Source organism: Niallia sp. FSL K6-0212, from assembly GCF_038007605.1.
Classification (GTDB): Bacteria; Bacillota; Bacilli; order Bacillales; family Cytobacillaceae; genus Niallia; species Niallia circulans.
Window position 1 is genome coordinate 2,223,766 of sequence record NZ_JBBOXL010000001.1, and the last position, 26,976, is coordinate 2,250,741.

Annotated in this window: 30 protein-coding genes, 1 tRNA gene and 1 pseudogene; 25 read left to right on the forward strand and 7 right to left on the reverse strand. The window is 36.3% G+C overall.

Going from position 1 to position 26,976, the window contains the following annotated elements:
* The first annotated feature begins 280 nt into the window (after nt 1-280).
* The 11 genes from MHH96_RS10510 to MHH96_RS10560 all read left to right on the forward strand — a co-directional run bounded on the left by MHH96_RS10510 (nt 281) and on the right by MHH96_RS10560 (nt 9,338).
* Nucleotides 281-805, forward strand: coding sequence for a YceI family protein (locus MHH96_RS10510; RefSeq protein WP_047942877.1), 525 nt, complete (start codon nt 281-283; stop codon nt 803-805).
* Between the two features lie 839 nt (nt 806-1,644).
* Nucleotides 1,645-2,199: a YwhD family protein gene (locus MHH96_RS10515; protein WP_047942876.1), complete on the forward strand. Its 555-nt coding sequence runs from the start codon at nt 1,645-1,647 to the stop codon at nt 2,197-2,199.
* Between the two features lie 16 nt (nt 2,200-2,215).
* Entirely contained in the window at nt 2,216-3,280 is a 1,065-nt protein-coding gene (locus MHH96_RS10520) for an LLM class flavin-dependent oxidoreductase (RefSeq protein WP_047942896.1), read from the forward strand.
* 4 nt (nt 3,281-3,284) lie between these two features.
* On the forward strand, nt 3,285-3,851 hold the full coding sequence (locus MHH96_RS10525; protein WP_047942875.1) for an NADPH-dependent FMN reductase: 567 nt from the start codon (nt 3,285-3,287) through the stop codon (nt 3,849-3,851).
* A 72-nt stretch (nt 3,852-3,923) separates the two neighbouring features.
* A complete protein-coding gene (locus MHH96_RS10530) occupies nt 3,924-4,232 on the forward strand; it encodes a hypothetical protein (protein ID WP_061800037.1) in 309 nt (102 codons plus the stop codon).
* A 614-nt stretch (nt 4,233-4,846) separates the two neighbouring features.
* Nucleotides 4,847-6,085 (forward strand): MFS transporter, encoded by a 1,239-nt coding sequence (locus tag MHH96_RS10535; RefSeq protein WP_047942872.1) that lies wholly within the window; start codon nt 4,847-4,849, stop codon nt 6,083-6,085.
* Between the two features lie 202 nt (nt 6,086-6,287).
* On the forward strand, nt 6,288-6,911 hold the full coding sequence (locus MHH96_RS10540) for a lysozyme family protein (protein WP_053215709.1): 624 nt from the start codon (nt 6,288-6,290) through the stop codon (nt 6,909-6,911).
* A gap of 15 nt (nt 6,912-6,926) precedes the next feature.
* The gene (gene cysK, locus MHH96_RS10545) at nt 6,927-7,847 is read left to right on the forward strand and encodes a cysteine synthase A (protein ID WP_061800041.1); all 921 of its coding nucleotides are present in this window, start codon (nt 6,927-6,929) and stop codon (nt 7,845-7,847) included.
* A 220-nt stretch (nt 7,848-8,067) separates the two neighbouring features.
* On the forward strand, nt 8,068-8,676 hold the full coding sequence (locus MHH96_RS10550; RefSeq protein WP_047942868.1) for a transglutaminase-like domain-containing protein: 609 nt from the start codon (nt 8,068-8,070) through the stop codon (nt 8,674-8,676).
* 27 nt (nt 8,677-8,703) lie between these two features.
* Nucleotides 8,704-8,910, forward strand: a complete 207-nt coding sequence (locus tag MHH96_RS10555; protein ID WP_047942894.1) for a DUF6980 family protein — start codon at nt 8,704-8,706, stop codon at nt 8,908-8,910.
* A 149-nt stretch (nt 8,911-9,059) separates the two neighbouring features.
* Nucleotides 9,060-9,338, forward strand: a complete 279-nt coding sequence (locus MHH96_RS10560) for a hypothetical protein (RefSeq protein ID WP_047942866.1) — start codon at nt 9,060-9,062, stop codon at nt 9,336-9,338.
* A gap of 52 nt (nt 9,339-9,390) precedes the next feature.
* Here MHH96_RS10560 and MHH96_RS10565 read toward each other — a convergent pair whose 3' ends face one another.
* On the reverse strand, nt 9,391-10,233 hold the full coding sequence (locus MHH96_RS10565; RefSeq protein ID WP_047942864.1) for an SDR family NAD(P)-dependent oxidoreductase: 843 nt from the start codon (nt 10,231-10,233) through the stop codon (nt 9,391-9,393).
* Between the two features lie 131 nt (nt 10,234-10,364).
* Here MHH96_RS10565 and MHH96_RS10570 point away from each other — a divergent pair, with 131 nt between their 5' ends.
* A complete protein-coding gene (locus tag MHH96_RS10570) occupies nt 10,365-10,724 on the forward strand; it encodes a MerR family transcriptional regulator (protein ID WP_047942863.1) in 360 nt (119 codons plus the stop codon).
* Between the two features lie 179 nt (nt 10,725-10,903).
* Here MHH96_RS10570 and MHH96_RS10575 read toward each other — a convergent pair whose 3' ends face one another.
* Nucleotides 10,904-11,287 (reverse strand): RidA family protein, encoded by a 384-nt coding sequence (locus tag MHH96_RS10575; protein ID WP_047942862.1) that lies wholly within the window; start codon nt 11,285-11,287, stop codon nt 10,904-10,906.
* Between the two features lie 106 nt (nt 11,288-11,393).
* Here MHH96_RS10575 and MHH96_RS10580 point away from each other — a divergent pair, with 106 nt between their 5' ends.
* A complete protein-coding gene (locus MHH96_RS10580; RefSeq protein ID WP_047942861.1) occupies nt 11,394-11,732 on the forward strand; it encodes a winged helix-turn-helix transcriptional regulator in 339 nt (112 codons plus the stop codon).
* 400 nt (nt 11,733-12,132) lie between these two features.
* Here MHH96_RS10580 and MHH96_RS10585 read toward each other — a convergent pair whose 3' ends face one another.
* Complete coding sequence (locus MHH96_RS10585; protein WP_047942860.1) at nt 12,133-12,621, reverse strand: DedA family protein; 489 nt, start codon at nt 12,619-12,621, stop codon at nt 12,133-12,135.
* A gap of 216 nt (nt 12,622-12,837) precedes the next feature.
* A complete protein-coding gene (locus MHH96_RS10590; protein WP_047942859.1) occupies nt 12,838-13,098 on the reverse strand; it encodes a hypothetical protein in 261 nt (86 codons plus the stop codon).
* A gap of 196 nt (nt 13,099-13,294) precedes the next feature.
* Between MHH96_RS10590 and MHH96_RS10595 the strand changes: the two genes are divergently transcribed.
* From MHH96_RS10595 to MHH96_RS10605, 3 genes are all read left to right on the forward strand, one after another.
* Complete coding sequence (locus MHH96_RS10595) at nt 13,295-13,594, forward strand: phasin family protein (protein WP_047942858.1); 300 nt, start codon at nt 13,295-13,297, stop codon at nt 13,592-13,594.
* Between the two features lie 13 nt (nt 13,595-13,607).
* A complete protein-coding gene (locus MHH96_RS10600; protein ID WP_047942857.1) occupies nt 13,608-15,266 on the forward strand; it encodes an ABC1 kinase family protein in 1,659 nt (552 codons plus the stop codon).
* Nucleotides 15,267-15,481: 215 nt separating this feature from the next.
* Nucleotides 15,482-16,057, forward strand: coding sequence for a nucleotidyltransferase family protein (locus MHH96_RS10605; protein ID WP_047942856.1), 576 nt, complete (start codon nt 15,482-15,484; stop codon nt 16,055-16,057).
* A gap of 43 nt (nt 16,058-16,100) precedes the next feature.
* On the opposite strand, the pseudogene MHH96_RS10610 reads toward MHH96_RS10605, so the two are convergent.
* Nucleotides 16,101-16,446: pseudogene (locus MHH96_RS10610) on the reverse strand (IS1595 family transposase); the annotation flags it as partial.
* 217 nt (nt 16,447-16,663) lie between these two features.
* Here MHH96_RS10610 and MHH96_RS10615 point away from each other — a divergent pair.
* Both MHH96_RS10615 and MHH96_RS10620 read left to right on the forward strand, forming a co-directional pair.
* The gene (locus MHH96_RS10615) at nt 16,664-17,806 is read left to right on the forward strand and encodes a zinc-dependent alcohol dehydrogenase (protein WP_047942855.1); all 1,143 of its coding nucleotides are present in this window, start codon (nt 16,664-16,666) and stop codon (nt 17,804-17,806) included.
* Between the two features lie 170 nt (nt 17,807-17,976).
* Nucleotides 17,977-18,399, forward strand: a complete 423-nt coding sequence (locus tag MHH96_RS10620; RefSeq protein ID WP_047942854.1) for a NusG domain II-containing protein — start codon at nt 17,977-17,979, stop codon at nt 18,397-18,399.
* Nucleotides 18,400-18,643: 244 nt separating this feature from the next.
* Here the strand turns inward: MHH96_RS10620 and MHH96_RS10625 are convergent, their stop codons facing one another.
* Entirely contained in the window at nt 18,644-19,432 is a 789-nt protein-coding gene (locus tag MHH96_RS10625; RefSeq protein WP_341117265.1) for a formate/nitrite transporter family protein, read from the reverse strand.
* A gap of 404 nt (nt 19,433-19,836) precedes the next feature.
* On the opposite strand from MHH96_RS10625, the gene MHH96_RS10630 reads away from it, so the two are divergent.
* Both MHH96_RS10630 and MHH96_RS10635 read left to right on the forward strand, forming a co-directional pair.
* Nucleotides 19,837-21,324: an MFS transporter gene (locus MHH96_RS10630; protein WP_047942852.1), complete on the forward strand. Its 1,488-nt coding sequence runs from the start codon at nt 19,837-19,839 to the stop codon at nt 21,322-21,324.
* A gap of 417 nt (nt 21,325-21,741) precedes the next feature.
* Nucleotides 21,742-21,815: transfer RNA gene (locus tag MHH96_RS10635), tRNA-Gly, on the forward strand.
* 117 nt (nt 21,816-21,932) lie between these two features.
* Here the strand turns inward: MHH96_RS10635 and MHH96_RS10640 are convergent.
* A complete protein-coding gene (locus MHH96_RS10640; protein WP_047942850.1) occupies nt 21,933-22,598 on the reverse strand; it encodes a B3/B4 domain-containing protein in 666 nt (221 codons plus the stop codon).
* A 92-nt stretch (nt 22,599-22,690) separates the two neighbouring features.
* Here MHH96_RS10640 and queG point away from each other — a divergent pair, with 92 nt between their 5' ends.
* The 5 genes from queG (at nt 22,691) to nfsA (ending at nt 26,817) form a co-directional block, all read left to right on the forward strand.
* Entirely contained in the window at nt 22,691-23,824 is a 1,134-nt protein-coding gene (queG, locus tag MHH96_RS10645; RefSeq protein WP_047942849.1) for a tRNA epoxyqueuosine(34) reductase QueG, read from the forward strand.
* Nucleotides 23,825-24,127: 303 nt separating this feature from the next.
* Nucleotides 24,128-24,253, forward strand: a complete 126-nt coding sequence (locus MHH96_RS10650) for a hypothetical protein (protein WP_341117268.1) — start codon at nt 24,128-24,130, stop codon at nt 24,251-24,253.
* A gap of 165 nt (nt 24,254-24,418) precedes the next feature.
* The gene (locus tag MHH96_RS10655) at nt 24,419-25,297 is read left to right on the forward strand and encodes an amidase domain-containing protein (protein WP_328282858.1); all 879 of its coding nucleotides are present in this window, start codon (nt 24,419-24,421) and stop codon (nt 25,295-25,297) included.
* 80 nt (nt 25,298-25,377) lie between these two features.
* Complete coding sequence (gene trmL / locus MHH96_RS10660) at nt 25,378-25,851, forward strand: tRNA (uridine(34)/cytosine(34)/5-carboxymethylaminomethyluridine(34)-2'-O)-methyltransferase TrmL (protein WP_095320213.1); 474 nt, start codon at nt 25,378-25,380, stop codon at nt 25,849-25,851.
* Between the two features lie 210 nt (nt 25,852-26,061).
* Complete coding sequence (nfsA, locus tag MHH96_RS10665; RefSeq protein WP_047942847.1) at nt 26,062-26,817, forward strand: oxygen-insensitive NADPH nitroreductase; 756 nt, start codon at nt 26,062-26,064, stop codon at nt 26,815-26,817.
* Nucleotides 26,818-26,976 lie beyond the last annotated feature (159 nt).

The following is a 26,976-nucleotide window of genomic DNA, read 5'->3' on the forward strand; positions in this document are numbered from 1 at the left end:
ATTGAATTATATTTAATGAAATTATGTCTATATTTTGGAATTAGTTTAATTTAACTCCTCTTTCAAAAATTCCGAAAAAAATTTCACAAAAGTGTAGACAAAACAAATAGATGTGTGTAAAATTATCTTTAATTAGAGATAATTTATTTCAAAGTATTTTTGATAGGAATATCTCTAATAAGTTTGCCTTAATATTCAATAAGATTGAGGGAAACTAATTTTTTTAATAAATATCTTGAATTCAAAGTAAATAATAAGAGGAAAATGGAGGAATTTTAAAATGGCAAAATGGACAGTAGATCAATCACATTCTAGTGTAGGATTTGAAGTAAAGCATATGATGGTTTCAAAAGTGAAGGGACAATTCGATTCTTACTCAGCAGACGTAGAAGCTGCAGATTTAGCAGATTTAACAACAGCTAGCATTGCATTTAAATTTGACGTAGCAAGCATTAACACACATAGTGAAGATCGCGATAATCACTTGAAATCAGCAGATTTCTTCGACACAGAAAAATACCCAACAATTGATTTTAAATCAACATCGATTACAAAAGATGGTGATGACTATAAAGTAACAGGTGATTTAACTATTAAGGGTGTTACAAAGCCAGTAACATTTGACGTAGAATACGGTGGAAAAGGCACAAACCCATGGGGCGTAGAAGTTTACGGTTTCGAAGGAGAAGCAAAAATTAACCGTGAAGACTTTGGACTTACTTGGAACGCGGTATTAGAATCAGGCGGCGTACTAGTAGGAAAAGATATCAAAATCAAAGTAGAATTAGAAGTAAACCCAGCATAAGGAAACAGAGGGAGGACGGTTCTTATGTATCCAATTGGATGCATTAGAACTGTCCTCTTTAGATAAAAAAGAAATGCACTTCTGTTTGGGAAGAAACTTACTTCTTTCTATATAAAGAGAATAATGGGCCTGCTGACATGGAGAGGATGAAAGCAAGAACCTGGTCATCAAGAGGAAAAATGGTGTTGATGAAGAGGATGAAAGCCAAAAAGCTGTCATCAAGAGGGAAAAGTGGTGTTCAGGGAGAGGCTGAAAGCCAAAAGTTCGTCAGGAAGAGGAAAAAGTGGTGTTCATGGAGAGGATGAAAGCCAAAAGTTCGTCAGGAAGAGGGAAAAATGGTGTTCATGAAGAGGATGAAAGCCGAAAAACCGTCATCCAGAGGAAAAAGTGGTATTCATGAAGAGGATGAAAGCCAAAAGTTCGTCAGGAAGAGGAAAAAGTGGTGTTCATGGAGAGGATGAAAGCCGAAAAACCGTCAGCAAGAGGGAAAAGTGGTGTTCATGGAGAGGATGAAAGCCAAAAGTTCGTCAGCAAGAGGGAAAATTGGTGTTCATAAACACCTGAATTCAAAAATTCACCGACCACTGTATTCCATCCAAACTTCATACATAGCCACACTCTAAAGATGGCAAGCTATAAATTAAATGAGCATACAAAAATCCTTATTTATAGTAACAACAAACAGAATAATTGCCATAAAACGCCATTCCCCTTAATATAGCAATCAAGACAAGTCATTTTGAAGCGGTAAGTTAGTTTTCCGAAAATACCTTATCTAGTTGGTCTAAATAAGAAAAAAGCATAAGGGACTTGTATAAAAAGGAGGAGCAAACTCAAATATGGACAATAAAAAGGAAGGTTCATCCAAAAAAAATGCACAATTTAATATTTTGCGAAATGATCCGACAAAAGGTGATGGCGGCTATGGTGTAGGATCTATCTCCTTAGAGAATGTAACGCCAATCATTATTGATCGAGAAAGCCAGGAAGTATTTATTGATATAGGTGCTATGCATGGCAGGAGTAAAGTGGAACAAAAAGTATTTTTTAAGAATGTGACAAAAGAAGAAGTACTAGATTTGGATCCGCATAAATATTGGGTTATTTGGATTGCGTTGGACAGAAACGAAGAGGGTGCTTATTATTCTGGTGCTGGTGCTTGCGAAATCTTGGTAGCAAAGAAAATGAAAGAAGGAAGTAGAAAACGTTTTGGCTACAAGGCGATGCCAGAGCATGTAAATAGCCTTGATAAAGCTATCAAACGAAGATTTGCGTTAGACAATATGGATTACGATTCCAAGCAGTCGTTAAAAAAGTTCCTTGTTGATTTTAACAATGATTATTGGGAGAGATCGCCTGAGGAATTAAAGAATAGTTTAAATAATGCTGAATAGAAGAAAGGTGAAGAAATTGAAAAAATACGGATTAGATCCAAGCAAAGGATTAGAGTTTGGAATCTATACATTAGGGGATCATTTACCAAACCCACTAACAGGGGAACGAATTTCTGCAGAAGAACGTGTACATGAGATTATCGAATACGCAAAATTAGCAGATCAAGCAGGACTTGATTTCTTTAGTGTTGGAGAGAGTCATCAAGAATATTTTGTTACACAAGCGCATTCAGTTGTGTTATCAGCTATTGCACAAGCTACGAAAAATATTAAAATCGCTAGCTCTTCTACTATTATAAGTACATCAGATCCGGTCCGGGTATATGAGGATTTTGCAACAATTGATTTAATTTCTAAAGGCCGTGCTGAAATTATTGCTGGGCGTGCTTCAAGAGTCGGTTTATTTGAATTGTTAGGTTACGATCTTCGTAATTATGAAGAATTGTTTGAAGAGAAATTTGAGTTATTAATGAAAATTAATGAAGAGGAAGTAGTGAACTGGAATGGAGAATTCCGTGCCCCGTTAAGAAATGCCAGAGTGTTACCACGGCCTAAAAATAGTTTTATTCCGATTTGGCGTGCTGTTGGAGGGACACCAGCAAGTGCAATCAGAGCTGGAATGGCAGGAGCTCCAATGTTTATGGCACATTTAGGCGGTCCAGCATCTGTATTCAAACGAACAGTAGATGCTTATCGTGAAGCAGCTCGGAACAGCGGATTTGATCCAGCTGAATTACCAGTGGCTACAGCAGGCTTCTTCTATGCAGCAGAATCATCTCAGCAAGCTTTAAAAGATATGTACCCACATATTAATGAAGGTATGAAAAAAACAAATGGTGCTGGCTTCCCAAAACAGCATTTTGCTCAAGGGGTAGATCCGCATAACATTATGAATATCGGAAGTCCACAGCAAATCATAGAAAAAATTCTTTATCAACATGAAATGTTTAATCATCAACGCTATATTGCCCAAATTGATTTTGGTGGTATGCCATTTAAAAATGTTATGAAAAATGTGGAGATCATTGGGACGGAAATTTTGCCGGCTATTAGAAAATACACAAAAAAATCGGAGGCATAAGATTATGAAAATTGTTGGATTATCCGGATCAAAGGTCGGATCTAAAACGAGAACAGCGATGGATTACACAATGAAAGCTATTGCGGATAATTATCCCGATATTGAGATAACGTTACTCGATTTGGCGGATTATGATATCCAATTTAGTGATGGGAGAAACTATTTAGAATATGAAGGGGACACAGGGCTTGTCACCAAGACATTGATGGAAGCAGATGCGATTATTATAGGCACACCAGTTTTCCAAGCATCTATACCTGCTACGTTGAAAAACATTTTTGATTTATTGCCGCAAAATGCGTTTCGCGATAAAGTAGTTAGTATAATTGTAACGGCAGGTTCTTCTAAACATTATTTAATTGCAGAACAGCAGTTAAAACCGATTTTGGCTTATATGAAAGCGCAGATTGTTCAAACATATGTATTTATTGAGGAAAAAGATTTTCAGCGCAAAGAAATTATAGATGATGATGTGTTATTCCGCATTGAGCGATTAGTGGAAGATACAATAGTATTAACAGAGACATATACGGAAATACGAGCGAAAAAGGAAGCCCAATACGATTTTTAATAAGTGAAAATGTTTGTGAGATATTTTTTATATATTTTAGTCTAATTAGTATTTATAATTGAGGAAGAAGAAATGAAGGAATTAGAAGGAATCGTTGTCATTCAACGAGATATCGGTTCAGATGTATTAGTTATTAATAATATCCCTGTATCGCAGTATTATAGAGGCTACAATGGGAAAGAAATCATTCTTACTATTGTTTGTGCAAAGGGGAAAACTTATACATATGAAGGAACAGCTGATATTTTTTACTTTGAAGGCAAGCAGCATTACTACAGAGGAACGAAATATGTAGATGATTTTTTTATCGATGATATCGATATTAGAGAGTTATTAGAGCAGCATGAAAATGAATCTGTCAAAATAATCATTTCTAGTTGAAATCTAAAAAAGCTAGTACTTTTCGGCTGAAGAGTACTAGCTTTTCTGTTATTAAGAAGGAAAATTCTTTTGATAAGAAAAAGAAAAGTTTGGCTGAAAAGAGGACAGGTTTGGCTGATAAAAAGGAAGTTTGGCTGATTCCCACCCAAGTTTGGCTGATAAAATGAGAGTTTGGCTGATTCCCGCCCAAGTTTGGCTGATAAAAGAAAAATTCAGCTGAAAAGAAACCGAATTTGGCTGATAAAAGAAAATCTTTTCTCAAAAAGCAGAGATGATTGGCTAATTTAATCAGCAATCATAAATAAAGAAATAAAAAAATTTATTTTGTAAGCAAATTGTAGCAAAGGCGATGCATATGCTATGATTAATTGGAATATAAATGAAGCGGAGGTTTTCCTTGTGACAGCATCAATGAGACTAAGATTCCCACATTTCATCGTTAACTAAATACGTTTGGATAGTCTTCTTTTGAGAAGAAGTGGGATTGGTCTGTCTGTTTATTGGAAACCTAATAATGGTTAATAAAGAGGGGAGATACCAAGTCTTCGCTCTTTTTTCTGCTCTAATAGATAGACTTATTCACATGACAAAAAATTAGAATGTGAGGTTTATAAATGAGTACAGTTAATAATAAAGAAAATTGGTATCGGAATATTGTATTATTTCTTAGCAGCCAGACGATATCTTTGTTTGGATCATCACTTGTGCAATATGCTATTATGTGGCATATAACGTTAACCACTGAATCCGGTTTAATGATGACATTATATATCCTTTGTGGATTTCTTCCCACGTTTCTTTTGTCGCCAGTGGCTGGAGTATGGGCCGATCGCTATAACCGGAAACTCTTGATTATGATATCTGATGGATTAATTGCATTTGCGACATTAATATTGGCGCTGCTCTTTTTAATGGGATATGATTCCATTTGGCTGCTCTTTGTGATGGCAGCAGTTCGAGCGTTTGGAACAGGTGTTCAAACGCCATCTGTTGGGGCGATTTTGCCACAAATAGTGCCAAAAGATAAGCTGACAAAAGTGAATGGTGTTAATGGAAGTATTCAGGCAGTAATAATGTTTATATCTCCGATGGTTAGTGCTGCTTTATTGACGATGGCATCCATCGAAGCGATTTTTTTCATTGATGTTATAACGGCAGCTATTGCTATTTTTACCTTGCTTGCCTTTTTAAAGATTCCTGCACATCAAAAGGCATCGCTAGAACAATCGACAAGTTATTTTAGTGATTTTAAAGAAGGACTGAAGTATGTCCATAATCATGCCTTTTTGAAAAAATTCTTTATTTATTTTTCCATCTTTTTTGTGCTGATGGCACCAGCAGCATTCTTAACTCCTTTGCAGGTTACTCGCAGCTTTGGAGATGATGTCTGGCGGCTAACGGCCATTGAAATAGCTTTTTCCATTGGAATGATGGTAGGCGGAGGAGTCATTGCCGCATGGGGTGGATTTGAGAATAAAGTGAAAACAATGACCCTAGCAAGCATTATTATGGGAGTTTGCACTTTTGCACTCGGGATGATTCCATTCTTTTGGATCTATTTAATATTTATGGCGCTATTCGGAGTGGCAATGCCCATTTTTAATACACCAACCACCGTCTTATTGCAGGAAAAAATAGAAGAAGGATTTTTAGGAAGAGTTTTCGGTGTCATGGGGATGATTTCTACCTCTATGATGCCAATTGGCATGTTAATATTTGGACCGCTTGCCGATTTTATTAAAGTCGAATGGTTATTATTAGGAACAGGAATTTTTATTATGATCCTGTCGATTTTCTTAGGAAAAGACAAAGCATTAATCGAAGCTGGAAAACCTTCTATTGAAAGAGTTTGATTCAACTGTTAGGCTTAGTGAGCGCATAGTATGTTTGCGCAGCTAAGTCTTTTTTTCTTTTAAAAGCTGGGAGAATTTAAAAGTTCTCTTACGAGGAATGAAATTCGACACTGTTTCTTGTATAATGGATAAATGTATCGGGAAATGCAACGTTCAAAAACGAAACGCTTAATTGATATTTAAGCGTCAACGAGGGATAGGGATGAAAAGAAGAAGGAAAACTACAACAAATACAATTATTGTCTTAATATTAGTTATATATTTTGGCTATTTATTTGCTTCTACTACAATTAAGCAAAATAAAGAACAAAGATTGTTGAAATATTTACCAGAAATCGCCACTCAACTGGAAAAAAATGAATTAAATGCAGAAGAGCTGGCACCTGTTTTACTTGCTATCATGGATCAAGAAAGTCGCGGAAAAGGAAATGATCCCATGCAGTCCTCTGAATCAGCAGGGCTGAAAAGAAATGCAATTGAAGATCCATCCGAGAGCATTAAGCAAGGAGTATTTCATTTTGCAGAAGTGTACAAGTATGGGCAAAAGCAAGGAGTAGATATAGAAGCAATCATCCAAAGCTATAATATGGGACCTGGTTATATTGATTTCATTGTCAGCAATAATCAAGTCGAACATAGTGAAGAATCAGCCAAAACATACTCAGAATATATGGTCGAACGGTCACCAGACATTTATACATGTAATAATGACAAATTAAATTTTAGATATCCCTATTGCTATGGAGACTTTACCTATGCAGATAAAGTGACATCCAAGGTAGAGGAGATGAGTAATATAATTGAAAAATATGCTCGGAAATTATAGGAGGAATAAAGAAAAATGAAGCTTTACCATTCTGTACTTGAATTAATTGGCAATACACCGACTGTACGATTGAATAAAATACCTAATACTACTGGAGCAGAGGTTTTTATCAAATTAGAATCTTTTAATCCAGGGGGAAGTGTGAAAGATCGTGCGGCTTTAAATATGATTGAGCGTGCCGAAAAAGAGGGAAAGCTTATCCCGGGAAGAAGCACCATTATTGAACCGACCTCAGGTAATACAGGGATAGGAATTGCCATGGTTGCTGCCGTAAAGGGATACCGTTGTATCATTACAATGCCAGATAATGCAACAAAAGAACGTGTCCAAATATTAAAGGCATATGGAGCAGAGGTATATTTAACCCCAGGTAACAGACGAATGCAAGGGGCAATTGATGAAGCCAATCGTTTAGCTATAGATATTGCTGACAGCTTTATTCCCATGCAATTTGAAAATGCAGCAAATGCTGATGCCCATCGAGGTACTACTGCTGTTGAAATTTTTGAAGCGTTTGAAGGAAAGCTAGATGCACTTGTTTTGACAGCTGGCACAGGTGGAACAGTTACTGGTGTTGGAGAAGAATTAAAGAAAATGATTACAGACATAAAAATATATGTAGTAGAGCCATTTGGTTCTCCAGTATTATCAGGAGGTAAACCAGGCCCTCATAAAATTCCAGGAACAGGCCCAGGATTTATACCGAAAATCTTGAACAGAGACATTTTTGATGAAGTCTTATTAATAAAAGATCATGATGCAGAAGTCATGGCAAGACGTCTTGCAGCGGAAGAAGGAATCTTTGTAGGGGCATCGGGTGCATCTAGCGCACATTTTGCTGTGCAAATAGCAAGTGAACTGCCATCAACTGCTAAAGTGTTATGTATCGCACCTGATACAGGAGAACGTTATTTATCTTCAGATTTATTTTCATAAAAGAATGGAAACATTGGAATAAGCTGTTCCTATTGGGGAGAAAATATTCCAACTAATACTTCTTAGCTGACCAGATCATTTGTGATTTGGTCTTTTCTTTTTCTCCAATTGGCATAATAATGTTGCGATTTTATAGTACATCTTTAACTCTGTTTTAAATCAAGTGTATAATAATACGTATATGTAAATTTTTATACATAGATTAAAGGAGATGGAGTTAATGAAATTGATTTGTGAGTCCGGCCAATTAACAGATTACTTATCTGAACAAAAGGAAGTGGATTATTCTAATCCAATCATTAAAGAGAAAAGAGAGGACCTATTTAATTCAACTCAAACAGAAATTGAAAAAACCAAAGCAGCCTTTGAATTCGTCCGTGATGAAATAGGTCACTCCTGGGATATTCAAGGGAAACGTGTGACTTGTAAGGCATCCGATGTTTTGAAGTACAAAGAAGGAATTTGTTATGCAAAAGCAAATTTATTAGCAGCTTTATTACGTTCTCAGCATATTCCAACAGGCTTCTGTTATCAGCGATTGATGTTGTTTGACTCTCCAGAAAAAGGATATTGTCTACATGCTTTAAATGCCGTTTATTTAAAATCTCTAAATAAATGGATACGATTAGATGCTCGTGGAAACAAAGCTGGCATTGATGCACAATTTTCCTTAGAGGAAGAAAAGTTAGCTTTTACAATTAACGAAAAAATGGATGAAAAGGACTATCCCGTTATTTATGTTCATCCAAATCCCAAAACAATAAATGTGCTAAAGGGCCATAATGATGCATTAGAAATGTACAAACATCATTTGCCTGATAGCATTTAGTACAGGTGTTTAATGGTTTACAAGGAGATGAGAAAGAGGAATATGGATTGCTGTGGGGAGATGGGGTATCATGCAACATTCAAGTGTGATATTCATGAAAATCCCTATGACTGTCCAGATAAATTAATTTTATTCGATGAAAAGGATCATGACTACGGATTGATTATACATGATGGAGGTACTTCAAGTATTGAAATTGAATTTTGTCCGTGGTGTGGGTCAAAATTAGCATAGTTTGTGCAGAATTACCGGAGCACAGAATACGTATTGGCCAAATATCGGTTGAGAATTAGGACAGCTAAAAATTGCATAAGGTGAAACTTTTTATTCCATATAAGCGTACCATTTATTAACTAATTATTAATTATTAGGGAGGTAAAGCATTGGGAATTTTACTCGACTTATTAAATCTTGCAGTTTATATACCTTTTCTAAAGGTTGATGAAGAAGAGGTATGCAGAAATGTAAAACATCTAAAAAAACATCAATGGTTCCGAAATTACCTTAATGATGAAGAGTGTAGAGGGCTAATTATTCACGATAAGGATGTCCGACAATGTATTGGGAAATTCAATAGTAGTAAACTCTATAAGCATTCTTATCAAAAAAAGTGTCAAGAAAAATTACATAAAGTTCTTCTGCAAAATGGAAATTTTGCCTAAAGCAGTTGCCGGAAAAAAGGCTGTCAAGAGAGTTTTGGCAGCCTCCTTTTTTTCAAAGTGATAAATATTCCTTTTCATATACATATTGCACTTGCAGTAAAACTTGGGCTGCGTGCTGTTTAAATTTGAATTCCACTGGCTTTCCTTTTCTAAAATATAGCCCAGCTTCATGCGGAGATTTTTCTAATCCAGCAAACAACCGACCTGCCCCCACACTAGGATGTGGACCAAATAAATGGATGAATGGTTGTATAATTAGTGGCAGCTCGCCATTTCTCCCTTTGCGCATTGTATTGTTATTGCCTGGATCTATACTGATAATTGTCACACCCTCTCGCTTTAATTCTTGTGCAAAAGCATGTGTCCACAAAGTAATTGCCAACTTCGTCGATGCATAGGGACCAATCAATTTCTGAAATTTAGGCGGGTTTGCCAATTCCTCTGGTACGAAAGATTTTTTAAATTTAAATGCATCTGAACTAGTTTGTATAACAATAACAGGTTTTCCTTTTTTTAAAAGATCAAGTAGTTCCATCGTAATGATAAAGGGAACCACAGTCTGAATTTCGTAATGCAGTTCACGTCCTTGTGGGGAAAAGACGAGCTTCGAGAAACTGCCTCCTGCATTATTGAAGAGAGCATCAAGCTTTGTTTCTTTCTCTTTTATTAACTTCAAAGCAGACTTTAATTGCCTAAAATCAGCTATATCAGCATGATAAACTCGGATTTCTCCTGCACGGATTTTTTGCTGCAGCATTTGCTCTTCTTTTGGAAATTCAGAGCGAATTAAAGCTGCAACTGCCCACCCATTCTCGATTAATTTCTTAGTCAGCTCAAGACCTATTCCGCTGTTCGCCCCCGTAACAAGAGCTGTTTTTCTTTCTGCTATAATCATTTTATTACCTCCTATTGGTGATGAAGGAAGTATAGAATATGGAGTTAACTCCATGTCAATAAAAAGAATTCTCCTTGACCTGGAGTTAACTCCATATCTTATAATGACTTTATAAGAAGGAGGACGAACGAATGTATACCATTAAACAGGTAAGTACTCTTACTAGACTAAGTATTGATACAATCAGATATTATGAAAAAATTGGTTTGCTTCCAAACATTAAACGGCTGCCGAATAAGCATCGAGTCTTTACGCAAGCTGATATGGATAGGCTTCAAATGATCACTTGTATGAAAAAGGCAAATCTTAGTTTAGAAGAAGTGAAATTATATCTTGGTATTGCGGAAACAAGTAAGATGACCCCTGAAATGATAGCAGGTATGCTTCAGCAAAAGGAAAAAGTAAAAAATCAGATGGCCCAATTACAGACCGTTTTGGATTTTATCGATGAAAAGTTAGCAGAAGGAACATGGTTAAAAAGAAAAGTATAAAAACGAATGTCATTCTTTTAAGGATATTTCTTAAATCAAACAGATTTTGATTTTATCACAACTAAAGTGGAAGGTAAGTGACATTAGTAATAGGAAATTTAAAATAACTATGCCCTTGTAATGATATTTCAATCAATATCATTACAAGGTACATTATTTATTTTGAAATTGTAACTTACTTAATCAGAGTGTGCGACAGCCTTGACTTCAATCAACTGCTCCGGAAACGCCAGGTAAGTTACACCGATGAGGCTGCCGGCTGGTCTGTGTTTTTCCAGGTATTCTTTGAACAGACTGATGACTGGCTCAGTGTGCTCCTGCGGATTTGTTAGAAAGATTTCCACATAAGCGAGGTTGGACTTCGTAATACCAAATTCATTCAAAACTCGATCAAGGTTTTCTAATGTTTGGCGAGTTTGTGCCTCAATATTATCCTTGCCAACGAACATACCATCCTTATCGTGCGAAAATTGACCTGAAATGTAGATAGTACCGTTGACACTATATCCTTGGGTAATACCGTGGTCCCATAGGTTGTGATTGTAGGTTTTAATAGTAGTCATTTTTTTTCTCTCCTTTATCTCGAATTAAGGAAAGTATAAAATGAATATAAAGAAAAAAATAGTACGCACTATTTAGATAGCTACTATCAGAAAGGAAAGTGTCAATATGAGTATGGCTGATTATAAAGAAAAGGGTAATATCCAAGAGACACCTTTTGGATATACACTGTCAGTTGTTGGAGGTAAATGGAAAATGCTAATTCTGTATCTCCTTTCAGAAAGTCAACCTGTTCGCTTTAATGATATGAAAAGAAGAATAGGAACAATTACCTTTAAAACATTAAGTTCGCAGCTTAAAGATTTAGAAGCAGATGGGATGATTATACGAAAGGAATATCCTCAAATTCCTCCTAAAGTGGAATACAGTCTAACACATAAAGCAGAATCGATCCTGCCTATTTTAGAACAGTTATGTGAATGGGGAGAAAAAAACCGCAATATTTAACTTCTTTTGGCAGGATAATCAGAACTCATTTGAATCAGAATGAGCTAACTTTAGTCTCTTGTATTAGAAAACAGAAAACAGTTACCTAACTGGTAGCTGTTTTCATTAGTGTGCGGGCATGTTCACTAGCAGGCGGTGAAAGTTCTTATTATTCGTACTCTATAGAAATATGGTGTTCATTCGATGGATGAAAGCTAGATTTCGCCTTACTCCAGTAAAAATTGCGTTCATTCTAAGGATAAAGTCCCTTTTCACTTTACTCCAGTTTGTGTAGCCGAGCTGGATTTCCGCCACTACTTTCATCATAGTCTTGATTATTTAGGCTGAAATAAACTATTAGCAAGCTAGAAGATACAGTATTTGAGCTGGAATTTCCCCTTAAAAAAAGGAGTGTTCCCATTTAAAGTGGAAGCACTCCCATGTAGTAACCAATAATATTAAAAAGTAAACACCAAAGAAAAGAACCGATTGCGGCAAATAACATATATTTTGATAGATTCATACCAGAAATGCCTGAAAAGTAAGACGTTAATCTTCTGACACCTGGGATGAAATTAGCAATGACTATTGTCCAAGGGCCATATTTATCAAACCAATTTTCCACGCGTTCTAATTTGCTAGGGGTGAGCTTGATCCATTTTCCGTGGGTAAGCAGAAAGGGTTTGCCAATTTTCTTGCCTAATGTGTAATTGATAACCATGGCACTAAGGGCACCAATAAAGCAAATGATATCTGCAGCTAGAAAATTCATTATGGAAATGGAAGAAAGATAGCCTACAAAGGTTAGCAATGCTTCATCGGGAACAGGAATGCCTAAACCGCTTAATGCAAAAAGCACAAAAATGGCAATGTAGCCGAATTGGGAAATGAAATGTATGGATGTACTCATCTATATTACTCCGTTCTTTATTTCTCGTTAACTAGCTAAATAATGACTGTAAAAGATTTATTTATCTTTTGAAAGAAATCCACAGTATATAGTAGTTAAGTAAAATGTGCCTATTCCATGACAAAATAGTCAAGAAATAATGCGACTTTCCTATCATACAGCGAAATAAAGAAAAATGGGAGTGAGAAGTTCTAAGAAGTTAATTTTAAGATCATTTTATGAAGAGTTGTTAACGATGTAAATAATAATAAAGCAAACAAGAATCAATGATCGTGTCCAGATTACTTTTTGGCTGAGTCCCGCTCTTTTTTCTAGGAAAAAGATATAACCGTTTATGAGAGCAAACCCTAGAATAAGAGTAGGTACAGAAAAGGAGTGCTCGGAGGACAAGAGGGCATTGGCAATAACCAGAGAGATAATCAGCATGCCGATGGAACCCCAGACTAGTTCGATATACAGACTTCTTTTATTCTCCATAATTTTGACACCTCCTTATGAAAAAGTCACCATTATTTACATTATTAAGCATATCATAAGTATGTTGGTACAAAGAAAGAAATTACACTCGAATGATTTGACTTTGAGTCATATTTGCATTACTTTAATGACAAATAGAAAAGTAGTCACTGGGAAAATGAAGCATGCTAGAAAAATATAAGGAGGTTTTTTGAGGATGAGAACAACAATTGAAAAAGCACTTTCCTTAGGTTTAGGTTTAGCGATTGCAGGTAAAGAACAAGTAGAAAAAACAGTTGAAGAATTAGTGAAAAAAGGAGAGGTAAGCAAAAATGAATCAAAAGATTTAATCAATCATTTGATTCAAAAGGGAGAGGAAATGAAAGGTCAGCTTGAAGCAGTAGCAAAAGAAAAGGTAAATGCTGCTTATGGAGAATTAAAGCTGGCTACTTTAGAGGATGTAAAGAAATTAGAAAAAAGAATAGAGGCATTAGAAAGAAAAAATCTCGACGAATAAAGTAGGTTTGTAAATGGGTGTAAGTAAACGTATTAGACAGATGAAAAGATATCGCAAAATAACGTCTATTCTCGCTCGTAACGGAATAGGCTTTTTTTCCAATAAGATCGGATTGGAGGAGAAGTTTTTCTTTCATAAAGAACATCCTCCTAAAAGCACTGGAAGACGTATCCGCTTAATACTCGAAGAACTTGGAACTACTTTTATTAAACTTGGGCAGATTGCCAGTACCCGTCCTGACATAATTCCGCCAGAAATAATTAATGAATTAAAAGAACTGCAAGACCAAGTACCTCCCTTTACATATGGAGAAGCCGTTCAGATTTTAGAAGAAGAATTAGGTGATTCTGTCGATCATCTGTTCAAACATTTTTCTGAAACTCCATTGGCGGCAGCATCCATTGGGCAAGTGCATAAAGCAATCCTTAAAGACGGGACGCAGGTTGCTGTCAAAATACAACGTCCTAATATTCATGCTATCATCGAAACAGACTTAGAAATTATCGCCGATTTGGCCCGAATCGCGGAGAATACATGGGGTTGGGCAAAGCAGTATGGCCTTCGCGAAATTGTTGATGAACTTGCAAAAGGTCTGCTGATTGAATTAGACTATGGAATCGAAGCCAGAAATATGGAGCGTTTTCTAGAGCAGAATAAATCGATAGGATATGTTGTCATCCCGTCAGTTTACTGGGATTATTCCACAAAAAAGGTATTGACGATGGATTATATAGAGGGAATAAAGCTATCTGACCATAAGCGATTAGATGAAGCTGGAATTGATCGCGAACTGCTTGCAGAAAGATTAGCCTATACGATTTTCTATCAAATTCTAGAGGTTGGTCATTTTCATGCCGATCCTCATCCGGGAAATGTACTTGCCCTACAGGATGGGCGCATCGTTTTATTAGATTTTGGGATGGTAGGCCAGCTTTCTTCTTATACGAAAAAGAGTTTTGCTTCCTTCGTTGTGGCTCTTCGTAATAAAAGCACGAAAGGAATCATTCGCGCGATTTCTGATTTAGGCATGATTCCCGAAAATGTTGATATAAAAAAATTAACAGCTGATGTGGAAGAGTTACGCGATAAATATTATAATATTCCGCTGAAAGACGTAAGTGTGGGTGAAGCAATTAATGATTTATTTATCATTGCCTTCCGTCATAACATAAGAATTCCTTCCGAATTAACCCTTTTAGGAAAGGCGCTTATGACGATGGAGGGAGTTGTTGTAGCACTTGATCCTACTTTTAGTGTATTTGATGTGGCGGAGCCATTTGGAAGAAAGCTATTTCTTGATAAGCTCAAGCCGTGGAAAATAGTGAAAAATATAGTAGAGGAAATACCAGAATACTTTGCTTCATTAAAAGATATTCCGATTACCGCCAAACAGTTAATGGGAATTCTTCGTAAGGGAAAAGTGCAGGTGGAATTTACCTCCCCACAGTTAGATTTATTAATCAAAAAAATTGATCGATTCAGTAATCAAATCGCGTTTAGTATTGTGCTGCTGGCATTGAGTATCGTGATGGTCGGTCTCATTATTGGCGTTGCACTTAGCGGAGTACAAACCGTTCTCTGGAAATTTCCAATCATTGAAATTGGCTTTTCAATCGCCATGTTGATGGTTGCTTGGCTTATTTACTCGATTTTTCGGTCAGGCAGGTTTTAGAATAAGGAGAATGAAAAGTGTCAAAAACTCTCTATTCGAGTTTTTGACACTTTTTTTGGTCACGCCTTTGTATGGTCTTTTCGTAAACATTGTTGCTTTTTTAGATATTAAGGGTTAAATGTGTTTAAAAAACTTATGGAATATTATCCCTTCCCGCTTTGTTGTGTTAGAATAAGAATGTATGTTCGATTGTGAAAAAGGGGGATAACTTTAAGATGTTAAAGAATAGAGAAGATATAATAAAGCTAATCCAAAGCGATGAAAAAATGATGGAGATTATAAAGGTTGCGAGTTCATTGAATTTGCCTGATTGGTGGATATGTGCTGGATTTGTACGTTCAAAAATCTGGGACACATTGCACGGGTTTAAGGAAAGAACTGAGACTCCAGACGTAGATGTTATTTATTTTGATAACGCAAAAATTGATGAGAATTTTGAAAAGAAATTAGAGAATAAGTTGAAAAGTATAATGCCTAATATACCTTGGTCTGTTAAAAATGAAGCAAGAATGCACGTCATTAATAATCTTCCTCCTTATTCTTCTTCGGAAGATGCTATTTCAAAGTTTCCAGAAACTGCAACTGCTCTCGGAGTAAAGATAGACAAGGATAATAAACTGGTTCTTACTTCTCCTTGTGGAACTGATGATGTCATTAATTTAGAACTGAAACCGACTCCCTATTTTATTGAAATAAAAGAACTTGCTGCAATTTACGAGGAGCGAATTATAAAAAAGAATTGGAAGGCTATTTGGCATAAAATTAAAGTCCAACACATATTAAAAAACTAATTAGGAAATATGCCGTTTCATTTTATAGAATGGCTTTTTTATACCTAAGGTGGTGGATACCTTTTTTAACATATCCTTCTTTCCTAAGATTAATAGGCTCGTGTTTCAATGTCTTTATCAGAGCGAATTTCTTATAGGTTGTAGTATCAGCGCATAGCAAAGAAGCTGGTTCACTATCATTCCCTATAACCGCATCTATTTCTTCCGCTCGCACTCGGCCTTGATTATAACCTGCAACTACGGTTCTGAACTACCACAACAGCAATTTTAAGGTTACTAGTCTGTCTCTTCCCCCACATTTCTTTGTTTTTCTGTCTAAGGCTTACATCCTTTTAAAGACTCGTTAAAAAGGGTTCATCACTTTCCAGCATTCCTTTCAAAATTTGAAATCTTTGGGGTGTGTAGCTATATCAAGTGAATTAGTATATTTTTCCAATTTTACCCTAACCGTCACCGTCAAATCTAGTCTTTTATCGGCAGTTACGCCTAAAATTAACCGCACTTCGAATCTATTCCTGCAGTAAATAACGGAAATATTTGGATGTTTGTAGCTTCTTCTTGAAATGGTATAGATAAACAATCAACTAAAACAGGAGGAGTTTGCTGATGAAGGCTGTTACATTTCAAGGAACGAAAGATGTACAAGTAAAGGAAGTGGAAAATGCGAAGCTTAAAAAAAAGGATGATATCGTCGTTCGCATTACCTCCACGGCTATTTGTGGATCTGATTTACATATTTATCAGGGGGCATTGCCGGCTGAAAAAGACTATGTCATAGGACATGAACCTATGGGAATTGTGGAAGAAGTAGGGCCTGAAGTAACAAGAGTAAAAAAAGGAGATCGTGTTGTACTACCATTTAACATTGCTTGCGGACATTGTTACTATTGCGAGCATGATATGGAAAGCCAATGTGATAATGCTAATTCCAATAAGGACATTGCAGATACGGGAGCATATTTTGGCTTTACAGAACGGTATGGAGATTATCAAGGGGGACAAGCAGAATTGTTACGAGTTCCATACGGGAATTTTGTTCCTTTTGTTATCCCGGAGTCCTGTGAATTAGAGGATGAAGCCTTGTTATTTATGTCTGACGTCCTTCCAACGGCATATTGGAGTGTCGAAAATTCAGGCGTAAAAGAGGGCGATACGGTCGTCGTTTTAGGTTGTGGACCTGTTGGATTAATGACTCAAAAATTTGCTTGGATGAAGGGGGCAAAGCGCGTTATAGCAGTTGATAATATTCCATATCGCTTAAACCACGCTCAAAAAATGAACCAAGTGGAAATTGTTAATTTTGATAATCATGGAGATACAGGCAACTATATAAAGGAACTGACTTCTGGTGGAGCCGATGTAGTAATCGATTGTGTAGGCATGGACGGAAAGAAAACACCTATGGAAGCAATTGGTCAAAAGTTGAAGATTCAGGGCGGAACAATCAGTGCTATCGAAATTGGTATGAATGCTGTTCGTAAGTTTGGTACCATGCATTTAACAGGTGTTTATGGATCTAAATATAATATGTTCCCATTAGGAAATATTTTTGAACGAAATATTACAGTTAAAACAGGACAAGCACCAGTAATACACTATATGCCCATGTTATTTGATTGGATTACTACAGGAAAAATTGATCCAACGGAAATTATTACACATCGCATTGCATTAGATGATGCGAGCAATGCTTATCAAATGTTTAATGATCACCAGGATGAAGTAATTAAAGTTGTCCTTAAACCTTAATTGTTCGAAAAAGCCATCGAAGGAAGATGATCGATGGCTTTTCACTTCTTTATCAACCCCTTCCGAACATATGGCAATTTATCGACTATTTGACGCTATCCATATGTTTCTACTATCTAACCCTTTATAATAAAAGTGTAAACCAGCTAACACAGAGAGGGACGTTTTCGATGAGAAAATACTCCAAGATGATTAAGCCTTTTGATATTATTATGGTTGTTCTCCTCTTAATCATTTCATTTGTCCCAATGGTCGTATTTGCGATGCACCAAGGGAAGGAAGAAGAAGGGAATAAAGTCATGGCAGTCATTACACAGGACGGGAAAGTCATTCGTGAAGTAGAACTAACAGGTCATACAGAAAATGAACAATTTATGATAAAAGGAAAAGGAAAACAATATAATTTAATCGAAGTGGAAAATGAACAAATCAGAATTAAAGAAGATAATAGTCCAGACCAAATTGGCGTCAAAATGGGATGGAAAGGCATACCTGGTCAAACAATTATATGTCTGCCCCATAAAGTTTTAATCGAAATAGTAGCAGACAAACCGGAAAAGGCAGAGGAGGATGGATTGATTTTGTCGCATTAGTTAATTGTTTTGTGTGGAAAGCGGTGTTCAATCACCGCTTTCTTTTGTTTTTGTGGTGTTTGTGGTTTGGCTGAAAAAGGGTGAATTTTGGCTGATAAAGAATGGAGTTTGGCTGATATCCGCAAAATTAGCCTTTAATATATTTCCTTACAGCAAATAAAAAAAGGAATTGGTCCAAAAATATTAAAAAACCGATTCCGCACTCTGATACTCATGGAGAATCGGCTCTTTTTAATAAAAATGTTTATTTTTCGATGTCTTCCATAAAAGGCTTATTAACGTAATAATACATAACCCCCATAAAACCAACCCCGCCAATTAAATTCCCTATTGTTACGGGCACTAAGTTGCGAATAATGGCTGGGATAGTGACAGCTGGATTTTGATCTAAAACATAAGAAATAGAGAATGTTGCCATATTGGCAATGCTGTGTTCATAGCCTGAGATGAAAAAACAGAAAACGAATAAAATCATTACCGTTATTTTAGCAATATCTTCTTTTAAAGCCATAGGGATAAAGAATGCTAAACAAACAAGCCAGTTACATAAAATTCCTCGAAAGAAAAGTTCACTTATGGGTGCCTGCAATTTAGTTTCTGCAGCGTGAAGTAAAAAGTCATTGACACTAGGTGACTTAAACAGCCCGGTTAATAAAATGAAAACAGCAAAGAAAATTGCTCCGACTATATTTCCTGCATAGCTAGTTCCCCAAACTTTAAAGACATCGGTCCACTTGATTTTTTTTCTTAATGCAGCATAAGTATAGTAAAAGGTGTTTCCTGTAAATAAATCTCCGCCACCATAGGCGATAAGAATAATAGCTGCGCCGAAGACTAATGCTGCCATAGGATAGGCAAAAGGAGATTCTACTGCATAGAAGAAATTCCCTGTCTTAAATGCAACAATTACTCCAAATCCAATAAACATGCTGGCGACAACGGCACGCATAAAAAAGCGAAACTTACTGCGTTTATAAATTTTTAATTTTTTTAAGGCTAATTTTTCTACTTCATAAAGAGATGCGCCTTCCATATTCCTAATCCTCCTGAAAAAAGGTTATCTTTGATTAACACTGTAGTAATGTTTCTTACTCTATTATTATCATGTTGATTTCATAAGAGGTCAATGAAATTATGTGAAAAAAATCACAATAATAATGTATATTCGAAATTTGTTCACATTTCTACCAAAAGTTAACGATCTTATTATAGTTCCCGAAATACTAAATTAAAAATATACATAAAATATGCAAGATTTTTCTGAAAATACTGTTAATATAAGATGATTCATGTATCGGAAAATAGAATAAAACGCGTAATATCAGCTTGGAATAATTTGTCGAAGAATTCATGTTATATTTTCTTACAAATGTATAGACTTTATATTTATTCAATCATAAAATAGAAGATGGAAACTAACAAGGGAGTGAAGAGCTCATGACTTCAGCATATCGCATTTCAATGCTTGTAAACGATCAGCCGGGGGTTCTGGCTCGTATATCCAGTTTATTTGGAACGCATCATGTTAATATTGAAGATATCAAAACGAAAAAATATAAACGAGAAGCAAAGACGAGAATACAAATTTCTAGTTCGGCAGAGGAGAAGCAAGTACAAAACCTTATCCTAGGATTACAGGGATTAATGGATGTTGTAGAGGTAGATGCAGATGCCATTCATCAATCTGCTTTTCAGCAACGACTGCTTCAACGTACAAATACTATTCAGACCCTAAGAGAGCAAAAAACACTAAGCAAGAAAGTATCTTACTGGCTAGTTGCCTGCAGCTTGTTCTTAACATTATTCGGTACGAATATTCCTGCCTCCCTTTATTCTCTTTACCGTGTAGAATGGGGACTTACACCGGGAATGATTACCCTTGTATTTGCTATTTATGCTTTTACGGTTATTCCAGCAATTGTGATTGCGGGGCAATTATCCGATCAGATTGGAAAAAAGAAAGTACTTATCCCGGGAATTTTCTTTTCCCTTATAGGAACATTTTGCTTCACCATAGCGAATGGTCTGGGAATGCTGCTTATTGGTCGCTTATTCCAAGGATTATCTGTTGGAATTTTAAATGGGGTAGCAGTAGCTGCTTTAACGGAGCTTGATGAGAATAAAAATACAAAAAAGACTGCGTTAATATGTGCTCTTGCTGTTACCCTTGGGAATGCGTTCGGCCCCATTCTCTCCGGATTACTTGGTGATTTTGCTCCAATTCCATTGAGATTATCTTATTATGTACATTTATTATTTATCATTCCCTGCTTTATCTTCCTATTTTTCTTAAATGAAAATATTAGACCAGGTTTAAAGCCTGTTCAATTGAAGAAGCCATTTGTTCCAAAAGAGATAATGAAACCATTCTTACTAGCATCTTTTACTTCTTTTGTGGCATGGTCGATTATTAGTATGTTTATGTCGTTAATTCCATCTAATCTGTCTAGCTTTACAACTGTAAGTAGTTTAACGATATCAGGCGTAGTTGTAGCACTTGGATTAATCGCCGCTGCTTTTAATCAAATTTTATTAAAACAATTATCACTAATGAAATTAATGACAATTGGATATGTGTTCCTTGCATTGGGTCTTATCCTTCTAGTTATTACGATTGATACGAAATCACTGACCTTATTGTTGATTTCTGCTGTATTGATTGGCGGGGGAAATGGACCAGCTTATGCAGGAAGTCTAGCACTAGTTAATGAAGTAGCTCCAAGTAAAACGAAAGGGAATATTGTATCTACTTTCTTTGTCATTACTTATCTTGGTGTGAGCCTGCCAGTTATTGGTCTTGGCTATTTATCTCAGTCTTTTGGGGTAGCTGGGGCTGTAACGACTTATGTACTCATTATGGGAGCACTGTTAGTAGGAATTGCAGGCTTTGCGTGGAAAGAGGGAAAATCCATTTTTCCTAAATGAGATGTTGTAAATTAAAAGGCCGGATTTACTTATAAAAAGTAAACTGGTCTTTTTTCAACCCTGCCAACTAAAAGTAAAAGAATTGTAAAGAAATAAAAAAGTATTAATAATTATCTCGATATTGAATAGAATGTTGATGTAGAAGATTTGGCGAGGGAATCTACCTATGACATATCATAGAAACGAATTGGAAGGCCCCGAGACAGAGACGATCTAGGAGCCTAGCTTGAAGGTTTGAATAAATAAGTAGATTCCCTTAACCAATGAAAACTTTAAGCAGTAGAATCATGTAAGAAAAAGAGGCTGAAGAAAAATTAAAAAATTTGTCGAAAAGAGGTTGCTTTTTTTACATGATGATTATATAATAAAAAACATGTTAAGGACATGTTAAAAAACAGTAAAGAAAACTTAATAAATGCGGGTGTAGTTTAATGGTAAAACCTCAGCCTTCCAAGCTGATGTCGTGGGTTCGATTCCCATCACCCGCTCCATACATAGCTCACAACGCAGTGTTTCGTTTCATTAAGAACGAAGCATTGCGTTTTTTATATTTTACGAAAAAAATAGTTGGAAGAAGCGTTCTATAAAAAGCTCTTCTTCCAACCATATTATTCCACAATAGAAAATGAGGCCTCTCCTCCATGAACTTGTACAAACATTTTTAGTAGAGATTCTACCATTTGTTTGGCTTTTTCATTTGCAATAGAGGGTGGGAGATAAATAATCTGAATGGCATTTTTCGTAGATGATTGGACAGGGGCTCTGTCTGAATCGACAAAGGGGCTGCCAAATGGACCAAGTTCATCTTCTGATACAATCAAATTTTCAATGGAATTTATTCTTCCATTAAGGCCAGCGTATTGTTCGCCTTCTTTTCCGATACGTATGTTTATTTTTCCTTGAAGATTGGCACAATCATAAATACCGATCGGAATACCGTATTGAAGGGAAAAGAAGTTATTAATATCAATACTACTATTAATTGGTTCTAAGTAATTCTGTTTTTTGATGCGTCTCAGCAGGCTTTCGGCTGAATGGCGATAACGATTTGGATCTTTGCCTGTCTTTTTAAAGATTTCCCGCCATTCTTTTATAGAAGGGATATCCGTTACATTACTATCTTCTAAATCAAAAAAAATAGACTCTTGAAAAAGTCGCATCCGCCCTTTAATCATTTGCGGCGTGTCCATTACTTGCATACCTTGGTAATAAATGTAGCCAATCTTAAAATTGGGTATCCGTTCTTTAATCTCTTTTGCGATTGAAATATCCAATATATACACCTCCAATATAATAGTTGTCTATGTTATTCTATATTTTAGCGTAATCTTTATAAAAAACCAATGAAAAGGAAGGAGGGGGTCCTATGGATTACCGTGAATTCAAGAAAGATATCATTGCATATAGTAAAACGATCGGAATCGATAAAATAGGCTTTACAAGTGCGAGCACCTTTGAAGAAATGAAAGTACGACTAATAACCCAACAGGAGTTAAACTATCAATCTGGTTTTGAAGAAAAGGATATTGATAAGCGGGTAAATCCCTCCCTTCTATTACATCAGCCAAAGTCCATTATTTCGATTGCATTAGCTTATCCTTCTAAAATGAAGGAAAGAGTAGTCAGCAAAAAAGGGGAGCGCAGAGGGATTTTTTGTCGTGCTTCCTGGGGAACAGATTATCATGTTGTCTTAAAAGATCGCTTGCAGAAGCTTGAAGATTATATAAAAGAACGAATTCCAGATGCTTTGTGTAAGTCAATGGTCGATACCGGAGAATTGGTAGACCGAGCAGTTGCCCAGCGAGCGGGAATTGGTTGGTCTGGAAAAAACTGTGCAATCATTACTCCTGAATTTGGTTCGTATGTTTACTTAGGGGAGATGATTACCAATCTTCCAATCGAGCCTGATACACCGATGGAGGATCAATGTGGAACTTGTAATAAATGCATTGATGTATGTCCAACAGGTGCTCTTGTTCAAGGTGGCCAATTAAATGCACAAAGATGTATAGCGTTTCAAACACAGACAAAGGGCTTTTTAGCGGAAGAATTTAGAGAAAAGCTTGGAAATCGAATTTATGGCTGTGATACATGTCAAACGGTTTGTCCGAAAAATAAGGGCATTGATTTTCATAATCATCCAGAAATGGAACCAGACCCTGAAATAGCAAAACCATTGCTTCAACCACTTCTTTTTATCAGTAATAAAGAATTTAAAGAAAAATATGGTCATATTTCTGGTTCATGGCGTGGGAAGAAGCCGATCCAGCGTAATGCGATTATTGCACTTGCTCATTTTAAAGAAGAAGGAGCAATCAGTGATTTAATTACAGTCATGAAAAAAGATCCAAGACCAGTAATAAGAGGAACAGCCGCTTGGGCACTTGGGAAAATTGGCGGCGATGAATCAAAGACAGCCCTAGAATTAGCAAGACAACAAGAAGCCGATCACGAAGTATTAAAAGAAATGGATGATGCATTACAGCGGTTGGCAAAATAATTAATAGGAATGAACGCTGAAATTTTTCGGAGCAAGAGGAAAAGAGGCGTTCATCAGTTGGATGAAAGCCGAAATCTCGTGGAGCAAGAGGAAAAGAGGCGTTCATCAGTTGGATGAAAGCCGAAATCTCGTGGAGCAAGAGAAAAAGTGGTGTTCATCAGTTGGATGAAAGCCGAAATCCCGTGGAGGAAGAGAAAAAGAGGCGTTCATCAGTTGGATGAAAGCCGAAATCCCGTGGAGCAAGAGGAAAAGTGGTGTTCATCAGTCGGATGAAAGCCGAAATCTCGTGGAGCAAGAGAAAAAGTGGTGTTCATCAGTTGGATGAAAGCCGAAATCCCGTGGAGCAAGAGGAAAAGTGGTGTTCATCAGTTGGATGAAAGCCGAAATCTAGTGGAGCAAGAGGAAAAGTGGTGTTCATTAGTCAGATGAACGTAAAAATCCACAGAGCAAGCAGAAAACAGGCGTTCATTAGAAAATACTCTTTATCATTTTAACAAATTAATACGAGATGAAAAAAGAAGGCTAGCAATGCCTTCTTTTTTTGTACACTTCTACTCTGCTTTAACATAGTTATTAATGAAGGGAGTAGATGGAATGAGACAACAATTAATGGAGTTAATCGAGAAAAGGATTCAGCAATGTGTTACAAAGGATAGAGAAGCAGTAGTGGATGAAAAATTAGAGAGAAAAAGAAATAGTATGCATAAAAGAAAGGCTGAAATTGTTCATGTGAAGGCGAAAGGGAAAATTGAAGATATGGAAAAAAAGGCGGATGAGACAGAAGAATTAGTGTATTCTGTTCATTTTCAATATTTTATCAAGCAGGGCGAGCTTTTTTTGATTGAAGAAGAGGTCGAAAATCGAAAAGCTGTTGTTTTCAAGGGGGTAATAATTGAAGATACAGAGATTCTGCCAGCTTATCCAGAAGACTATCGAGAGGTGCCATTAGCGGAAGAATGGGGAGAAACAATAGAAAGAGAGAGCCGCTATAAGTATGATCGTTTAAAGGCTGTTCAATATGCAGAAAAATGGTGGAATAGCTATAATCCGAAATACCATCAATTTGAAGTAGATTGCACCAATTATATATCTCAGTGTGTGCATGAAGGCGGGGCACCAATGAGAGGCTATCCTAATCGAAATAAAGGCTGGTGGATGCAAAATAACAATTGGAGTTATAGCTGGGCCGTAGCGAATGCGTTCCCAAGATACTTAGAAACCTCTACTGCTGGATTGCGGGCAAAGCGGGTGGATAGTGCCATGGAGTTAAAACTTGGAGATGTCATTTGCTATGATTTTGAAGGCGATGGGAAATATAATCATACAACGATTGTTACAGGGAAAGATGCGAATGGCGAGCCATTAGTAAATGCGCATACGTATAATAGTCGCATGCGTTACTGGAAATATGAAGATTCGACAGCTTATACACCGAATATTAAATACAAATTTTTTACGATTATCGATGGATAAAAAGGAGACATATCTCTTTCGCATTTCCTTTTCACAAAGTGTATAATGGAACGGAAAGTAACAGTTTAGAGGTGACAAACTTGGCAATACATATTGTTTTATACCAACCACAAATCCCTTCCAATACAGGCAATATTGCCAGAACATGTGCGGGAACAGACACGGTGCTTCATTTAATTCGTCCATTTGGATTTTCTATGGAGGATAAAGCGTTAAAGAGAGCCGGCTTAGATTATTGGGAGTTTGTTAAGATTTATTATTATGACTCTTTAGAGGAATTTTACGATAAAAATGAAGGTGGAGCTTTTTACTATGTGACGAAGGCAGGGGAATCTCCCTATGACTCCTTCGATTACAGTACGCTAAATAAAGAGCATTATTTTATTTTCGGAAGTGAAACAACAGGTCTCCCTGAAGAAGTCATTCAGAATAATGTAAATAAAACGTTACGAATTCCAATGACGGACAATATTCTTTCCTACAATCTTTCGAATACAGCAGCTGTCCTTATTTATGAGGCTTTAAGGCAGCAAAACTTCGCTCATTTAAAATAAAATGAAACCAGAAAACTGGATAAATCGAAACAAGTATACGAAGATTCTACGTATACTTGTTTATTTTTTTGGAATTACAGTGAGAAAAGGCATCTAGTTTAGCAAGCAGGCTAATTCTTTTGGTCAGAAAGATTATTGGTATATTATATAGGATATAGTTACTATTAGTAATTTTGGGAGACAATAAGAAAAAACAAAGGAGAAGATCTCATGAATCAAACAATCGATACCATACTCAATCATCATTCTGTTAGAAAATTTACAGATGAGGAGTTAACACAAGAGCAAATTCGTCTCCTTGTTGAAGCTGCGCAAAGTGCTTCTACCTCTAGCTTTGTACAAGCATATAGTATTATTGGGGTAAAGGATAAGGAGAAAAAGAAAAAACTAGCATCCTTAGCTGGAAATCAGCAATACGTAGAGAATAATGGTCATTTATTTATTTTCTGTGCTGATTTATATCGTCATACAGTTGCTGCTGAAATGGAAGGAAAGAAGGAAGCCGCTCAGGACTCCATTGAAAGCACGGAAAAGTTTATGGTAAGCCTTATTGATGCTGCGCTTGCTTCGCAAAATATGGCCATTGCTGCAGAATCATTAGGACTTGGTATTTGTTATATAGGTGGTATTCGCAATAATTTAGTGGAAGTAAGTCAGCTATTGAAAACGCCTGATCATGTACTGCCATTATTTGCTTTAGTTGTAGGTTATCCAGACCAACAAACAGAGAAAAAGCCTAGAGCTCCTTTTCATCATATTTATCATGAAGATCAATATGAGCAGGATGATGCACAATATAAAAAAGGACTACAGGAATATAATGAAGAAATCACAGCTTATTATCAGGAAAGAACAAATGGAGCAAGATCGGATACGTGGACTGCGCAAATGGCTGCTCATTTTGAGCATAAATCGCGTATGTATATGAAGGAGTTTGTGCAGCAGAAAAAATTTGATTTGAAATAAACAAAAAAACAGTGTCGGAAGTATACCGATGCTGTTTTTTATTAGTAAAATAAGAAATTAGTGATTATAAGACAGCATTTTTCCTACAAAGAAAAGGTTTTTCCTCCAATTAGTTCGCTTCACTAAAAAAACTATTCCCTCTTTTAAGCATGTTCGTAT

Coding starts and splice junctions, on each gene's coding strand:
- MHH96_RS10630 (WP_047942852.1), top strand. CDS start 19,837: ATGACTTCAGCATATCGCATTTCAATGCTTGTAAACGATCAGCCGGGG.
- MHH96_RS10530 (WP_061800037.1), top strand. CDS start 3,924: ATGAAGGAATTAGAAGGAATCGTTGTCATTCAACGAGATATCGGTTCA.
- MHH96_RS10515 (WP_047942876.1), top strand. CDS start 1,645: ATGGACAATAAAAAGGAAGGTTCATCCAAAAAAAATGCACAATTTAAT.
- MHH96_RS10540 (WP_053215709.1), top strand. CDS start 6,288: ATGAAAAGAAGAAGGAAAACTACAACAAATACAATTATTGTCTTAATA.
- nfsA (WP_047942847.1), top strand. CDS start 26,062: ATGAATCAAACAATCGATACCATACTCAATCATCATTCTGTTAGAAAA.
- MHH96_RS10625 (WP_341117265.1), bottom strand. CDS start 19,432: ATGGAAGGCGCATCTCTTTATGAAGTAGAAAAATTAGCCTTAAAAAAA.
- MHH96_RS10510 (WP_047942877.1), top strand. CDS start 281: ATGGCAAAATGGACAGTAGATCAATCACATTCTAGTGTAGGATTTGAA.
- MHH96_RS10655 (WP_328282858.1), top strand. CDS start 24,419: ATGAGACAACAATTAATGGAGTTAATCGAGAAAAGGATTCAGCAATGT.
- MHH96_RS10555 (WP_047942894.1), top strand. CDS start 8,704: ATGAGAAAGAGGAATATGGATTGCTGTGGGGAGATGGGGTATCATGCA.
- MHH96_RS10600 (WP_047942857.1), top strand. CDS start 13,608: ATGGGTGTAAGTAAACGTATTAGACAGATGAAAAGATATCGCAAAATA.
- MHH96_RS10575 (WP_047942862.1), bottom strand. CDS start 11,287: ATGACTACTATTAAAACCTACAATCACAACCTATGGGACCACGGTATT.
- cysK (WP_061800041.1), top strand. CDS start 6,927: ATGAAGCTTTACCATTCTGTACTTGAATTAATTGGCAATACACCGACT.
- MHH96_RS10585 (WP_047942860.1), bottom strand. CDS start 12,621: ATGAGTACATCCATACATTTCATTTCCCAATTCGGCTACATTGCCATT.
- MHH96_RS10615 (WP_047942855.1), top strand. CDS start 16,664: ATGAAGGCTGTTACATTTCAAGGAACGAAAGATGTACAAGTAAAGGAA.
- MHH96_RS10590 (WP_047942859.1), bottom strand. CDS start 13,098: ATGGAGAATAAAAGAAGTCTGTATATCGAACTAGTCTGGGGTTCCATC.
- MHH96_RS10620 (WP_047942854.1), top strand. CDS start 17,977: ATGAGAAAATACTCCAAGATGATTAAGCCTTTTGATATTATTATGGTT.
- MHH96_RS10535 (WP_047942872.1), top strand. CDS start 4,847: ATGAGTACAGTTAATAATAAAGAAAATTGGTATCGGAATATTGTATTA.
- MHH96_RS10595 (WP_047942858.1), top strand. CDS start 13,295: ATGAGAACAACAATTGAAAAAGCACTTTCCTTAGGTTTAGGTTTAGCG.
- MHH96_RS10570 (WP_047942863.1), top strand. CDS start 10,365: ATGTATACCATTAAACAGGTAAGTACTCTTACTAGACTAAGTATTGAT.
- queG (WP_047942849.1), top strand. CDS start 22,691: ATGGATTACCGTGAATTCAAGAAAGATATCATTGCATATAGTAAAACG.
- MHH96_RS10565 (WP_047942864.1), bottom strand. CDS start 10,233: ATGATTATAGCAGAAAGAAAAACAGCTCTTGTTACGGGGGCGAACAGC.
- MHH96_RS10605 (WP_047942856.1), top strand. CDS start 15,482: ATGTTAAAGAATAGAGAAGATATAATAAAGCTAATCCAAAGCGATGAA.
- MHH96_RS10550 (WP_047942868.1), top strand. CDS start 8,068: ATGAAATTGATTTGTGAGTCCGGCCAATTAACAGATTACTTATCTGAA.
- MHH96_RS10525 (WP_047942875.1), top strand. CDS start 3,285: ATGAAAATTGTTGGATTATCCGGATCAAAGGTCGGATCTAAAACGAGA.
- MHH96_RS10580 (WP_047942861.1), top strand. CDS start 11,394: ATGAGTATGGCTGATTATAAAGAAAAGGGTAATATCCAAGAGACACCT.